9 protein-coding genes are annotated in these 14,479 nt (G+C 48.1%); 4 read left to right on the forward strand and 5 right to left on the reverse strand.

From position 1 onward, the window contains the following. Positions 1-150: 150 nt before the first annotated feature. The 3 genes from ACJJID_RS09680 to ACJJID_RS09690 all read right to left on the reverse strand — a co-directional run bounded on the left by ACJJID_RS09680 (position 151) and on the right by ACJJID_RS09690 (position 5,095). Complete coding sequence (locus ACJJID_RS09680; protein ID WP_444922548.1) at positions 151-2,367, reverse strand: M3 family metallopeptidase; 2,217 nt, start codon at positions 2,365-2,367, stop codon at positions 151-153. Positions 2,368-2,867: 500 nt separating this feature from the next. Further along, a complete protein-coding gene (locus ACJJID_RS09685; RefSeq protein WP_444922549.1) occupies positions 2,868-3,662 on the reverse strand; it encodes a class I SAM-dependent methyltransferase in 795 nt (264 codons plus the stop codon). Between the two features lie 23 nt (positions 3,663-3,685). After that, positions 3,686-5,095, reverse strand: a complete 1,410-nt coding sequence (locus ACJJID_RS09690) for a serine hydrolase domain-containing protein (RefSeq protein WP_444922550.1) — start codon at positions 5,093-5,095, stop codon at positions 3,686-3,688. A 376-nt stretch (positions 5,096-5,471) separates the two neighbouring features. Between ACJJID_RS09690 and ACJJID_RS09695 the strand changes: the two genes are divergently transcribed. Continuing rightward, positions 5,472-6,272 carry an IclR family transcriptional regulator gene (locus ACJJID_RS09695; RefSeq protein WP_444922551.1) on the forward strand — a complete coding sequence of 267 codons (801 nt, stop codon included), beginning with the start codon at positions 5,472-5,474 and terminating at the stop codon, positions 6,270-6,272. Positions 6,273-6,348: 76 nt separating this feature from the next. Here the strand turns inward: ACJJID_RS09695 and ACJJID_RS09700 are convergent, their stop codons facing one another. Continuing rightward, complete coding sequence (locus ACJJID_RS09700) at positions 6,349-7,476, reverse strand: acyl-CoA dehydrogenase family protein (protein WP_444922552.1); 1,128 nt, start codon at positions 7,474-7,476, stop codon at positions 6,349-6,351. A 27-nt stretch (positions 7,477-7,503) separates the two neighbouring features. Beyond that, entirely contained in the window at positions 7,504-8,703 is a 1,200-nt protein-coding gene (locus ACJJID_RS09705) for an acyl-CoA dehydrogenase family protein (RefSeq protein ID WP_444922553.1), read from the reverse strand. A 457-nt stretch (positions 8,704-9,160) separates the two neighbouring features. Between ACJJID_RS09705 and ACJJID_RS09710 the strand changes: the two genes are divergently transcribed. The 3 genes from ACJJID_RS09710 to ACJJID_RS09720 are packed head-to-tail and all read left to right on the forward strand — an operon-like array spanning position 9,161 to position 14,460. Then, positions 9,161-11,038 (forward strand): acyl-CoA synthetase, encoded by a 1,878-nt coding sequence (locus ACJJID_RS09710; RefSeq protein WP_444922554.1) that lies wholly within the window; start codon positions 9,161-9,163, stop codon positions 11,036-11,038. 56 nt (positions 11,039-11,094) lie between these two features. Further along, entirely contained in the window at positions 11,095-12,297 is a 1,203-nt protein-coding gene (locus tag ACJJID_RS09715; protein WP_444922555.1) for a 3-oxoadipyl-CoA thiolase, read from the forward strand. A 60-nt stretch (positions 12,298-12,357) separates the two neighbouring features. Beyond that, complete coding sequence (locus ACJJID_RS09720; RefSeq protein WP_444922556.1) at positions 12,358-14,460, forward strand: 3-hydroxyacyl-CoA dehydrogenase NAD-binding domain-containing protein; 2,103 nt, start codon at positions 12,358-12,360, stop codon at positions 14,458-14,460. Positions 14,461-14,479: the final 19 nt, after the last annotated feature.

Here is a 14,479-nt window from a genome sequence, read left to right on the forward strand (position 1 = left end):
ATCCACCCAGCCTGAAGCCATCGGTACACCGGTAAAGGTACAATTAAATACTCTTACTATAGGTAATGATACTAATTCAAAATATTACTGGATAAAAAAAGGCCGCATCAGTCGATGCGGCCTTTTCGAACTAATGGTTAAACTAAACGATCAGTTCTTAGAAGCAACGGTGCTCCCTTTCTTCTCCGGGATCGGGAAGCCACGATCGCGCATCAGCGCTTCGATATTGGCATCACGACCACGGAAAGCACGGTAAGCATCTGCGGGGTCTACAGCATTACGCGGTGCAAACAGGTGTTTCACCAGCTTGGCCGCTACTTCTTTGTCGTAGAAGCCACCTTTAGACTCGGAGAAGGCCTCAGAGGCGTCGGAAGTCAGCACGTCGGCCCACATGTAACCGTAGTAGCTGGCTGCATAACCTTCACCAGAGAAGATATGGCCAAAGTGCGGGGTGCGGTGGCGCATGACCAGCTCGTTCGGCATGCCCAGCTTGTCCAGAGTTTCACGCTCAAACTTATCTGGGTCGATACCCTCAGGATCGGCAGTGTGGAACTTCATATCAATCAGCGCAGAGGCCAGGTACTCAGTGGTGGCAAAACCAGAGTTGAACTTGGCGGCTTTCTTAATCTTCTTCACCAGATCCGCAGGAATAGGCTCGCCAGTCTTGTAGTGCACCAGGTAGTTATCGATGACCGCATCGGTAGACAACCAGCGCTCCAGCAGCTGGGATTGGAACTCGGTGTAGTCGCGAACGCCGCTGTTCAGGGTCGGGTAGGTCACGTTAGAAGCGAGGAAGTGCAGCGCGTGGCCAAACTCGTGGAAGAAGGTTTCCGCATCGTCCCAGCTCACCAGCACAGGCTCACCCGGTGCGCCCTTGATAAAGTTGGAGTTGTTAGAAGACAGGACGTTCTTCTTGCCATCAAAGGTGGAATGGTCACGATACATGGTTGCCCAGGCACCGGAACGCTTACCAGCACGGGCAAATGGGTCCAGGTACCAGAGGCCGATATGGTCGCCACTGGTCTTGTCAGTGACTTCCCAGACTTTTACATCTTCGTGGAATACCGGTACAGAACCTTCTTTTACCGGGGTGAACTTGAAGTTGAACAGCTCACCAGCCACGTAGAACATGGCTTCACGCAGGTTATCTAGCTGCAGGTACTGCTTCACTTCATCGGAGTTCAGGTCGTACTTGGCTTTGCGAACCTTCTCGGCGTAGTAACGATAGTCCCAGGGCTCAATAGTGATATTGGCTTTCTCGGCATCTGCCACCGCCTGCATATCAGCGACTTCTTCTTTTACGCGAGCAACCGCTGCTGGCCATACCGCTTCCATCAGCTCCATGGCGCGCTCAGGGGTTTTCGCCATACGGTCTTGCAGGCGCCACTCAGCGTAGTTGTCAAAGCCCTGCAGGCCCACACGCTCATCACGCAACTTCAGGATCTCAGCAATGATGGCGTTATTATCGCGCTCATCGCCATTGTCGCCACGGCTGTAGTAGTTGGTCCACACTTGCTTGCGCAACTCACGGTTGTCGGAGTAAGTGAGGAATGGGTCCATGGAGGAGCGGGTATTGGTAATTGCGTACTTGCCCTTCTCGCCCTTCTCTTCCGCCAGAGCTGCCGCCGCTGCAACGAAGGATTCCGGCAGGCCGCTCAACTGATCTTTGCTCAGGAAGATATCGTAGCCTTCCTCATCTGCCAGAACATTGTTGGAAAACTTGGTGTAAAGCTCAGCCAGGCGCTTGTTGATTTCTGCATAGCGCTCCTTGGCCTCACCCTCCAGGGTGGCACCATTGGTAGAGAACTGGGTGTAGATCAGCTCAACCACACGCTTCTGTTCGGCATCCAGGTCCATCGCGTCGCGCTGGTCGTAGATCGCCTTGATACGCTTAAACAAGTCTTTGTTCTGGTAAATTTTGGACTCGTAATCAGCCCAGATCGGTGCCAGCTCTTGCTGAACTTTGCGGAACTCTGGTGAAGACATATTCGCAGCCCAGATTCCATAGTAGGCCGTTGCGCGGTCCAGCTCTGCGCCACTGCGCTCCATCGGCACAATGGTGTTAGCAAAGGTTGGCTTAGTGGAATCTGAAGCGATCGCATCCAGCTCGGTAAGGCTTATCTCAATACCTTTTTCAATTGCGGGCTTGAGATCTTCCAGCTTCATCTTGTCAAACGCAGGTACACCACCAAAGGGACCAGTCCACTCTGCCAGCAGCATGTTACTGGCGTGCTCTGGAGTTACAGCCATGGACTCTTCGGCTTTCACAGTGTCTTTAGCTACCTCAGCCTGCTTTGCCTTTTCACCACAACCGCCCACAACCGCTAGGGATGCGGCTACGGCTAGTGCGATCATTGTCTGACGCATTTGCTATCTCCTCGTAAAAAAGGGTCTTGTAATAGTTTTAAGAGCGGGATTCTACCCTCTCTTGACCTGTGCCGGCCAATTCTACCGCCTCTGTGGCCTGGAACTGCGACTAACTGAGCGATTCGTGCGACAACCTCCTCCCCCTGGATTACCGGCACCTCCATAGGGATGAAGAGAACACCCAGTATTGTTAACGGTTTATTAAGTTGATTCATTTAAATATAAGAATCATTCGAATGCTTAGTCAACGCGGCTCGCTTAGCCTCACCATAATAAGTTGGGAATCTCAATACGAGTGCTACTAACCAAGTAATCTACAGAGCACCAAGTGGCCAACGAAGGCAAGCCCGTTAAAACATTGAACTCTCACTGCTTGGAGGAATATTGTTTGTGCAGATAAGAAAAACAAGGAACTTAAGACTCATTTTTTATGGGCAACCCGCTTTTCTTAGCCTATTTCTACAGGCTCTTTAGCTAAGGACCTTGGCTAACGTCAAAATCTATAAGCCCTTTTTCCAACAAACCAGCATTGCCATTGGTGGGACACACTCAGAGTTTTCCAAATCTCCACACCAATTACCCACATTCTTCCCCAGCTCAACAAACTTCTGTAGAGATAGGTTACTTTCAATTGCCGCCATCAAAATATCTGACAAGGTGTGATGAAAATTATAATTTTCTTTAGCCTGATATTTTCTGCCATCCAAATAGCCCAATCCTTGATCATCCTTTTGCGGCTCGCGATTGAAATAAGACATGGCAATGTATGAGGGATTACCTTCTTCATACATATTTAGAACCGGATGTATTTCTTCCATTAAAAGATAACCCCCCGGCTTCAGCAGCGAAGCACAGATACTCATAAACCGCTTCAGGTCTGGCATCCAGTTCAGTACGCCAATCGTGATAACTGCAAAGTCAAAACGGCCTTTATACTCATCAGGCAGCTCATAGATATTAGAGCAAACGATCTCTATACCCGAACATCCCGAAGCATTTACCAAAAGCCGGGCCTGATCGACAAAGGCTTGAGATCCATCAATGCCGAGGCAACGGCCAGCTCCTTTCTTTTTTATGGAAATAAGATCTTTTGCATTATTGCAGCAAACTTGTACTACTGACTTTCCGGAAAGATCAAGCCCATCCAACATGCCATCAAAGTCTTGTTCCAAGACATTAAAATTAGACTCGGAGACTTTTTCAAGTAGATCCTTGTTTAATTCCCAGTGAATAGGTCCAGCCTCATCCCAGGAGGCCAAGGATTTACTGACAAAAAAATCTGTATTTTCTTTCATGGAACACCTCTTTAGCGCCTAGCTCATATTTTAATTAACTCGACTGATCCATTCTGGGACTTTACAACGCCCTTATCCTGAAAATGAAATGAAAGATCTCTTTGGAGCGCTCCAAAATGCGCCTTGTATACCTCCCCAGTTTTTAGCAGTGGTCCACTGAGCCCTCCCCAGCTCACCATCACTTTATCCCCCTCAATATAGAGTTTTTGCTCCGGCCAGCCATTACTATTCACATAGGTACCAAGCAAGTTTCCTGGGAAATTTTCGGCGCTAACAACCAAGTCAGGATCTGGAGCTCCCAATAGCTCGCCTCGAACAGACTTCTCCAGTCGATTCATCTCCTGCTTAAACAGCGCACCCCTATTTGCTTTATTTAAAATTGAGTTATACGTATAATTAGCTATTACATGGGGTAAGATATAAGCCACATCCTGATTAGTGAATGTAATTACACCAATCTCTCTTTCTGGCATAAATGATACATGAATGCTATATCCACCATAATTTCCAAACCGCGTTAAAAGAGTTTCTTCATTATACTCTGCCAGATCCCACCCTAAGGTGTAGCCAGATCGTTCATAGGTGAAATAGGTTTTTGATTGATCTACCTGCTTTTCATGAAGCTCATCAAAAATATCAATCTTAGATACATTTGACCTATCTTTGTTTATATTTACCTGAAGCCATTTCGCCAAATCGTTTACTGTCGAAACCAAGCCTCCTGAGGGGTGCATCGTTAGATCAGACTTGAAATGTCCTGAACTAAAGATATTACCACCACTGGAAGTGATAATAGATGGAAGAAAATTTTCCACTTTGGATACCTTATTCGTAGTCGAATTCATATCCAGAGGCTCAGTTATATACTTCTCTATAAGCTCTCCCCAAGCTTTTCCAGTGACGTTCTCTGCAATCATCGACGCGACTATCGGGCCCGTATTTGAATACCTAAAGTTGTAATCTGGCGCTATAAGTAGATTCTCACTCAATGAATGTAACAGCTCGTCTGGACCGGAATAACCTAAAAAAGCTGACTTAAAGGTATGTTGGATACTTGTAAATCCTGCCGTATGGGTCAGTAAATCTCTAACACTGATCTTATTGGTATCAACTTTTCCCTCAAGCCCCAACTGGAGCTTATAAGATGATATGGGTATATCTAAATCCAACTTGCCCGAGCTATGCAGGATAGCCATCAAAGTACTGGTAAAAGACTTTGTGTGACTTGCGATTAAGATAGGCGTGTTCTCTGTAACTTTAGGGCCATCTTCAGAATAGGCATAAAAAAAATCAAGCCCTTTTTTATCAACTACTGCAACAAAATGTGAGCCAATTAAGCCGTTACTATTAGACAGCTCCACCAGAGCTGATTTTATTTCTTTTTCAATACTATCATCTATGGCATAACAGTTATTGCCGGCAATCAAAGCCATTACGACACCAACAAGAAACCTTATTATCATATCTAAAATTCTTTTTCTAAATGAGATCGAAATTGGAAAAGTTAACTGGCAACCAATTCAAACACTAACTTCATCTTTGAAACAAGCAGCAAGTATGCAAAATACGACAGATAGAATGTATATATAGGTATTCCGCAAAAAATACAATTAAACCATATCGGTTTTAAAGAACACTCTTGCCCCAGACTCACAGTTGAACTCTCAAGTACAACCACAATTTACATTACTCTCATTATTTTCCAAACACCCTTCACAGGCCTAAATTTCTCTTCAAGGCTAAGTATCTAACTTCAGATCCAGGAGTAAAATTTGTATACTTGCCACTATAGAAGCAGGATTTAAGACCATGGCTCCGCTGAGTGATCTCCCAAGAAAGAAAAGCGCAGAACCCGATCGCAAGTTTATTGAAGCCCTCGCCCGAGGACTGGATGTTCTGCGGGCATTTCAGCCCGGTGATGGCTTTCTGGGTAACCTTGAAATCGCCCAACGCACTGGCTTGCCTCGCTCTAGTATTTCACGGTTAACCTATACTCTGACAAAATTAGGCTATTTGACCTACTCGGATCGACTGGAAAAGTACCAATTAGGAAGCGGCGTACTAGCACTGGGTTACTCTTTCGTGTCCAATCTGGCTATTCGCCAGGTTGCCAAGCCCTTAATGCAAGACCTGGCAAACTCCACCGGAACTGCTGTAGGGCTGTCTGACCGTGATCGGCTCGAAATGATATTTGTCGAGTTTTGTGCAGCCGCTAATGTTACGACTTTTCGCTACGAAATAGGTAACCGTGTTTCTTTAGCTACCAGTGGCTCAGGAAGGGCTTTTCTGGCAGCACTACCTCAAGAGGAGCGCGAGTACTTTTATGGGCACCTGGAGAAAAGAAATAGCGAGCGCTGGCCAAAAATCAAGGTTGGAATTGAAGAAGCGGTAGCAAGCTATAAGCAGCGCGGCTTTTGTTGCTCCTTTGGCGACTGGAATCGCGATGTTAATGGTATTGCTGTCCCCCTACAATTAAGCCAGGGGCGCATTTATACATTTAATGCGGGCGGTCCTGCTTACCGCCTGAGTCCAGAATTCCTGGAAGAAGAAGTCGCCCCCTTATTGAAAAATATGGTCGGCAATATAGAGGCCATGCTGATCCGCTACTAGATAGCTTAACCCCAGGTTAGTAGCTCAATGCGACCAACCTGGGGGACAACTCATCACCTCACAACTGCCTGCCTCGCTAGTGCCCGGCAAATCGGCGGGTATGATAATCCGTACTACCAAACAAATACTGGATTGTGGTTAAACGTTTAAAGTAGTGGCTTACATCCAACTCCTCTGTAACCCCTATACCACCATGTAACTGAATTGCTTCCTGGCCTACTAACCGGGCAGCTTTTCCAATGCGGCTTTTTGCTGCAGAAATTGCCTTAGGGGCAACGCCATTATTCACATCCAACTGTAACGCTGCCATTAATAGAATAGAGCGGGCCTGCTCATATTCGGTAAACATATCCACCATCCGGTGTTGCAAGGCCTGGAACTTACCAATGGCAACGCCAAACTGCTCCCGGGTCTTTGTATATTCCACGGTCTTTTTATAAATTTTTTCCATGGCCCCTACTGCCTCGGCACACAGCGCCAGTGTGGCCCGGTCAATTGTCTGTTCGATTACTGGTAAAGCTGCTCCCTCTTCCCCAACTCGGTTTGCCACAGGAACCATCACGTTATTAAACTTTACCTCAGCCGCACGGTGCCCATCCACAGTGGCATATCCCTGGCGATGAACACCCTCAGAGTTGGCATCTATCAATAATAAAGTGATACCTTCACAATCATGTTGACCGCCGCTAGTACGCACTGCCACCAATAGTTTATCTGCGGCTGAACCGTTCAAAACAACAGCTTTGTGGCCATTTACTACGTAGCTGTCTCCGTTACTTATAGCTTTAGTAGTAATATCACACAGATTGAAACGGCTCTGGGGCTCAGCAAATGCAAATGCCAGTTGCAACTGGCCTTCCATCAACAAGCTTATTAGCTCCCGCTTCTGTGCCTCATTGGCACCGCTTGCTATTAGCCCACCACTTAAAACTGCACTGGCCAGGAAGGGTTCCACCACCAGGCCACGACCAAACTCTTCCATCACCACCATCAGATCAACAGCAGAACCGCCCAAACCACCGTCTTCTGCACTAAATGGAACCATTAGCCAGCCCAGCTCGGCAAATAACTTCCAGTTATCCTCACCAAACCCAGTATCACTTTCTATTAACTTGCAGCGACGATCAAAGTCATAATCCTGTTGAATAAATTTGCTCACACTGCTTTGCAGCATCTGCTGCTCTTCGCTATAGGAAAAATCCATCGTTCCAATCCTCATTAAACGTCACGTTTACAGACCAAGTACCCACTTACTGATAATATTTTTCTGAATTTCGTTACTACCACCATAAATCGAAGATTTACGGTTATTTAAGTAACGGGGCACGCTGCTGGTAATAACTCCAGGGCCTACATGCTCGCCATCAAATCCGCTTTTAAATTGCTCCCGGACAAATGGCATTCCGTAGTAACCCGCAGTTTCCATGTAAAGTTCATCAATAAGCTGGGCGATTTCAGTTCCTTTAATTTTTAAAATGGAGGATTCTGGCCCCGGTGCATTACCGGTACTCACTGCCGCAAGTGCTCTTAGCTCAGTAAACTCCAAAGCTAAAAGATCTATTTCAACTTCTGCGAGCTTTTGCGCAAAGGCTGGATTTTCCAGGAGGCTGGCGTCACCATCACAAGTATCACCTGCCAGCTTTTTCAAAGTCTGTAAACGTTTTTTGGAAGTAGCAACCCTTGCAATGCCTGTGCGTTCATGGGTCAACAGTACCTTGGCATAGGTCCAGCCATGACCTTCCTCTCCAATACGGTTGGCCACGGGTACCCGTACATTGTTGAAATGCACCTCATTCACTTCATGATGGCCGCCCAAAGTGATAATAGGCGATACCGTAATACCCGGGTGGTTCATTTCAATTAACAAGAAAGTGATCGCGGCCTGGTTCTTGACTTCGGGGCCCCCGGTACGAACCAGGCAAAAAATCCAATCGGCCCAGTGCCCCAGAGTCGTCCAGGTTTTAGTGCCATTAACGATATACTCATCGCCGTCTCGCACTGCTGTGGTTTTTAACGACGCCAAATCAGAGCCCGCATTTGGCTCGGAATATCCTTGGCACCACCAAACATTACTTGCCAAAATATCCGGCAAAAACCGCTGCTTTTGCTCTTCACTGCCATAAGTGAAGATAACCGGTGCAACCATTTTAAAGCCGAAAGGAATTACATCTGGCGCGCCGAAGTTGGCACACTCATTGGCCCATATGTATTTTTGTGTTGGCGTCCAACCGGTACCCCCATATTCAACTGGCCAGTTAGTCGCAGCCCAACCCTGTTCGTACAGGATCTTTTGCCAGCGTTCATAGTCCTCTTTCCCCAGGGGAATTTCATCCAGAGTCCTCTCACTGATATCCGCCGGGAGCTTCTCTTGCAGGAATTGCTTAACTTCCTGCTGAAAAGCTAATTCTTCGGGGGAAAAATCTATATTCATTCGCTTGCTCCTGTTTTTATGGGTGCAATTGGCAGAGATTTTTCAGCTAACTTCCTTCACCAATTTGCAAAATCAACATGTACTAAATTCGGAAGTTCCCTTATACAAGCGGAATAAATTCACTTTCGATCTGGCTCGGCGAGCTCCATTCTTTGTCTTAAGCAAACCTATCTACAAACAATTTCAGGATGATATTGATATCTGAGCATCGCTATTTTGACTTTTTCCGACTCACGCAAGTAGGTCCTCAATTATCGAGCCAACTCTATTGACGCCAATTTCTTCTTAGTGGCGTTTATACATAGCTGGTGTAAATATTTATCCGCCAATTCCCACCAATTAGCTTTTAAATAACCACTCGACGCACAAAACATTACCATTGAATTCCGCAGAGTGGAATGCTCTTTTCACTTTTGATATTGTCACCAACATAATAACCATAGTGAGAGAAGCCCCCATGTCTATCACGTCCACTTCCACTGGCAGTCCCATGCTGCAATCTCTTGCAGAAATCCAGGAATATGAAAAAGTACCATTGTTACAACGTTATCCCTGGGAAAACACCTACGACTTAATTCGGCAGGCCGCCCGTCTTTACCAACAAGATGCAGCCATCGAATTTCTTCCCACTGCTGTACCAGATGAAGAAAGTGTGACAGTGAGCTACTCGCAGCTATCCGAAAAAGTTCACCAAACCGCCAATCTACTCCATTCTCTCGGCGTTAATTCGACAGATACCGTTTCATTACTATTACCCAACCTGCCTGAAACGCATTTCGCACTCTGGGGTGGACAAGCCGCGGGAATCGCCAGTCCCATCAATCCGTTGCTGGAACCGGAGCATATCGCCGAGATCATGAATGCCACCAAAGCCAAGGTATTAGTCAGCCTTGGGCAGGATCTCAGTGAGGAAATATGGGAAAAAGTTGCGCAGGTCATTGAGCAGGTTCCAACCTTAGAGGCACTGCTGCTAATCAGTAAAAAACCGGTCAGCACCTTATCCATGCCTTCCGGTTTAAAAGTAGAGAATTTTGTACTGGCAATTGCCCAACAGCCAAATGACCACTTAGTTAGTGGGCGAACTATTCAAGGCGATGAAATTGCCAGCTACTTCCACACCGGAGGGACAACCGGGCGGCCTAAAATTGCGCGACTAACCCACAGCAATATTGCATTTGTTGCACAGCTGAGTGTGGACACAACATCCAGTAAGGGGCGATTTGCGACCCTCAGCGGCCTTCCTTTATTTCATATTTTCGGTACGGTGGTCGCCGGCATTGGCACCCTGCTCGCCGGTCGCACGATTGTCATAATGACTCCCTCAGGTTTTCGCTCCCCCAATGTGCTCCCCAACTGGTGGCATCACGTTGCCCGCTTCCGGGTACAGGGCTTTGCCGCCGTGCCCACTATTCTGGGCATCTTGATGCAAATTCCTGTGGGCGACAATGACATCAGCTGCCTGACAGATGTTGGCTGCGGGGCCTCACCTTTACCCGCAGCGCTTAAAAGTGCGTTTGAGGAAAAATTCAATGTGACAGTAAGCAACGGCTATGGCATGACAGAGTCCAGCTGCCTGCTGGCCCGCCCGCCAACCGATATGCAAGCACCCGAGGGCAGCGTCGGCCGCCGCCTCCCCTATATGGAAATGAAAATTGCCGAAGTGGATGGAAACCGACTAATGAGAACCTGCAACACCGGTGAAGTCGGTATTGTGCTTGCACGGGGGCCACATATTTTTTCAGGCTATCTCTCCGAAGAGGATAACGCCAAGGCTTGGGTTGATCACAGTTGGTTTAATACTGGCGATATGGGATATGTCGATGGCGATGGCAATCTTTATCTGACCGGGCGAGCCAAGGATTTAATCATTCGTGGCGGCCACAATATAGATCCAGCCTTGATTGAAGAACCGCTAAGCCGTCACCCCGCCGTAGCTATGGCCGTTGCCGTTGGTCAGCCCGATGCCTATGCCGGAGAGGTTCCGGTGGCCTATGTCACTCTATATCCGTCCGAAAATCCTCCCACGGAAGAGCAGCTTATCGACTACTGCCGCACCCAGATTTCTGAACGTGCAGCGATACCCAAGCGGGTAGAGATTATTGATGAAATACCCCTAACCGCGGTAGCCAAGGTATTTAAACCCGCTTTGCGCAATCGCGCTACCGAATATGTTATTGGCCAGGCACTTCAGGAAAAAAATATATCTGCAGAGTTTTCTGCCCGTTTTGATAGTGCCCTGGGCCAGGTTGCAAAAGTTCGTCTGGAAAAACCTTCAACTAAAACGGTAGCAGAGGAGGCATTGGAAAATATTCCGGTAGCGCTGGAGATTGATTAAGCCCGGATATTTACGACTGCTCACAAAATAATAATCAGTCATTGGGAAAACTGACGATGTCACAAGCTTATATCTATGATGGCGGTCGAAGTGCTTTTGGTCGCCATGGAGGTAGCCTTTCCAGTATCAGGCCAGACAATATGCTCGCGCATGTCATTAAAACCCTGGTTGAACGTAATAATTTCGATCACAAGCAATTTGAGGATGTGATTGCCGGAAATACCAATCAGGCTGGTGAGGACAGTCGTAATATCGCCCGCTTTGCTGGGCTAATTGCAGGACTGCCGATCTCCACCGGTGGTATTACGGTAAACCGCCTATGTGGTTCAGGCTTATCTGCCGTTGCCGATGCAGCCCGCTGCATCAGGGCCTCGGAAGGTGATTTGTTCATTGCCGGTGGTGTTGAATCCATGAGCCGCGCCCCTTTGGTCCTCTCGAAAGCAAGCAGCCCGTTCGATCGCACCCAGCAACTGGCGGATACCACTTTGGGTCCGCGCTTCACCAATCCCGATATTGTTGCAGAATTTGGCAGCCATACCATGCCGCAAACTGCAGACAATATCGCCGCAGACCTGAATATTCAGCGGGAAGAGTGCGATATCTTTGCGATAGCTTCACAAGCAAAATATGATAGCGCACGTATTGATGGCTTTTTTATTGATGAAATTATTCCTATCGAGGTGCCACAGGGTAGAAAGCAACCACCCCGCCTTATCGATACTGATGAGCATCCCCGCCCCGATACCAGCCTGGAGCGCCTGCAAACACTACGCCCATTGTTTGAAGACGGCGTAGTGACTGCCGGAAATGCTTCCGGAATCAACGATGGTGCCGCAGCACTCATTATTGGCAGCCAGGAAGTCGGCCAGGCCGTAGATCTCAAGCCCCGCGCACGTATTCTCGCCAGTGCTATTGCGGGAGTGGAGCCAAGAGTAATGGGGTTAGGCCCGATCCCGGCTACCCGTAAGGCATTGGCTCGTGCAGACTTGAGCCTGGCAGATATGGATGTCATGGAGTTTAACGAGGCTTTTGCTGTACAGGCCATGGGCTGCCTGAAATTGCTTGAGATTGATTACGAGGACTCCAGGGTAAACCCCAATGGTGGTGCAATTGCAGTTGGGCATCCCCTCGGCGCCAGCGGAGCCCGTATTCTACTCACAGCATTACGTCAGCTGGAGCGTAGCGGTGGACGCTACGGGTTAGCCACCATGTGTATTGGTATTGGTCAGGGAATCGCAGTGATTATTGAGCGTATATAAAAACCGGCGAGCCCCTCTAGGAGAAACAATCTAATAGTCATTTAAGATCTGGAGATAACAATGTCTACCGTAAATTATGAACTTATTGGCGATATTGGTGTTATTCGACTTAACAACCCCCCTGTCAACGCGCTTTCCCACGGGCTGCGCGAAGGCATTTGGGGAGCGATCAAGAGTGCCCAGGAAGATGCCTCTCAAGCACTGGTTTTAATATGTGAAGGCCGCACTTTTATTGCTGGTGCAGACATCACAGAATTTAGTAAGCCACCACAGGCACCTGCCTTATCTGAGGTGATTACAGAAATCGAAAACTCTCGTAAACCGGTGATTGCCGCTATTCACGGTACCGCATTGGGCGGTGGCTTTGAGGTAGCACTGGCTTGTCACTATCGCTGTGCCCTGGCATCTGCCAAAGTCGGCCTGCCTGAAGTTAAATTGGGGTTATTGCCTGGGGCCGGTGGTACTCAGCGCACGCCACGTCTGGCCGGCGTTGCGGCTGCATTAGAAATGATCACCAAGGGTGCCCCAATCCCGGCCGCGAAAGCCAAAAGCATGAAGCTGATCGATCACGTGGTTGATGATGATCTATTCGAAGGGACCCTCGCCTTTGCTCGCGAACTAATTGACCAGAAAGCCCCACCACGCAGAGTCCGGGACATCACAATAGATCCTGCCAGTATTCCAGAGGGCCTGTTCGAGGATTTCCGCCAGCGACTGGAAAAAAGAGCACCTGGTCAACTGGCCCCACAGAATATTGTCTCCTGTGTGGAGGCAGCAGTGAAGCTGCCATTCGATAAAGGGCTGGCTAAAGAGCTGGATCTATTTATCGAATGCCTACTCTCAAGTCAGTCCGCCGCCCTGAGGCATATGTTCTTTGCCGAGCGACGTGCGGCAAAAGTTCAGGGTCTCTCCAAAGATACCCCTATCAGAGAAATAAACTGTATTGGCATTATTGGCGGCGGCATGATGGGGGGAGGTATCGCCATGAATTTTGCCAATGCCGGTATCCCAGTCAAGCTGCTAGATATCGATCAAGCTGCCGTAGAACGTGGCCGAGCAGTAATCGACAAGAATTACAATATCAGTATGAAAAAGGGAAAGATTACAGAGCCCGAAAAAGCACACTGTCTCTCACTAATCCAGGGCACCACTGACTACTCTGAGCTGGCAGAAGTAGATCTCGTTATCGAAGCTGTGTTTGAGAATGTAACGCTTAAAAAGGAAATTTTTTCCAAGCTGGACCAATACTGTAAACCCGGCACCATTCTCGCAACAAACACTTCCTACCAGGATATCGACCAGATCGCCGCTGCTACCAATCGGCCAGAAGATGTTATCGGCTTACACTTTTTCAGCCCCGCCAATGTGATGAAACTTCTAGAAGTCGTTCGTGGCTCAAAGAGCGCCGACGATGTTATCGCTACCGCAATGCGGTTGGCAAAAACTATCAAGAAAGTTCCCGTGCTGGCCGGAAACTGTTATGGGTTTATTGGCAACCGGATGCTGCGGCCCTATGCCCGTGAAGCGCAACTCTGTTTAATAGAAGGAGCCACCCCGGAGCAAATAGATACCGTAATGCAATCCTGGGGCATGGCCATGGGGCCCATAGCGGTTGGAGATTTGGCCGGTCTCGATATTGGCCACAAGGCCCGCGAGGGCCTGAGCGAAGCAGAAAAAGGCGACCCCAAAACCTACTGCATTGCGGATGCTTTAGTAGAGATGGGACGCCTGGGCCAAAAGAGTGGAGCCGGTTATTACCGCTATGACCCAGAAACTCGCGCTCGTACCGGTGACCCCGAAGTCCAAGCAATTATAGAGGCTCAAGCCAAAGCGCACGGGATAGAGCGGCGAGAAATCTCTGATAAAGAAATTCTTAATCGCCTTACTTTCTCCTTAATTAATGAGGGAGTCAGGATTCTGGAAGATGGAATAGCCCAACGCCCCAGTGATATTGATGTTGTGTATGTTTATGGCTATGGTTTCCCTCCCCATCGTGGCGGCCCCATGTTTTACGCAGATAGCATAGGCTTGAAAAAGATCTACGATACTATTTGCACATTCCGTGACCTATATGGCGAAGCCAACTGGACTCCTGCACCATTGCTCGTCCAACTGGCAAAAGAAGGTAAAACATTTACGGACTGGGCAGATGATCAGCGATAGTATTCGCTTCTCAAGTGTA

The sequence above is a fragment of the Microbulbifer sp. CnH-101-G genome (genome assembly GCF_052466775.1).

Excerpts from the sequence above, each read along its gene's own strand:
- ACJJID_RS09680 (WP_444922548.1), bottom strand. The coding sequence starts at position 2,367 with ATGCGTCAGACAATGATCGCACTAGCCGTAGCCGCATCCCTAGCGGTT.
- ACJJID_RS09685 (WP_444922549.1), bottom strand. The coding sequence starts at position 3,662 with ATGAAAGAAAATACAGATTTTTTTGTCAGTAAATCCTTGGCCTCCTGG.
- ACJJID_RS09690 (WP_444922550.1), bottom strand. The coding sequence starts at position 5,095 with ATGGCTTTGATTGCCGGCAATAACTGTTATGCCATAGATGATAGTATT.
- ACJJID_RS09695 (WP_444922551.1), top strand. The coding sequence starts at position 5,472 with ATGGCTCCGCTGAGTGATCTCCCAAGAAAGAAAAGCGCAGAACCCGAT.
- ACJJID_RS09700 (WP_444922552.1), bottom strand. The coding sequence starts at position 7,476 with ATGGATTTTTCCTATAGCGAAGAGCAGCAGATGCTGCAAAGCAGTGTG.
- ACJJID_RS09705 (WP_444922553.1), bottom strand. The coding sequence starts at position 8,703 with ATGAATATAGATTTTTCCCCCGAAGAATTAGCTTTTCAGCAGGAAGTT.
- ACJJID_RS09710 (WP_444922554.1), top strand. The coding sequence starts at position 9,161 with ATGTCTATCACGTCCACTTCCACTGGCAGTCCCATGCTGCAATCTCTT.
- ACJJID_RS09715 (WP_444922555.1), top strand. The coding sequence starts at position 11,095 with ATGTCACAAGCTTATATCTATGATGGCGGTCGAAGTGCTTTTGGTCGC.
- ACJJID_RS09720 (WP_444922556.1), top strand. The coding sequence starts at position 12,358 with ATGTCTACCGTAAATTATGAACTTATTGGCGATATTGGTGTTATTCGA.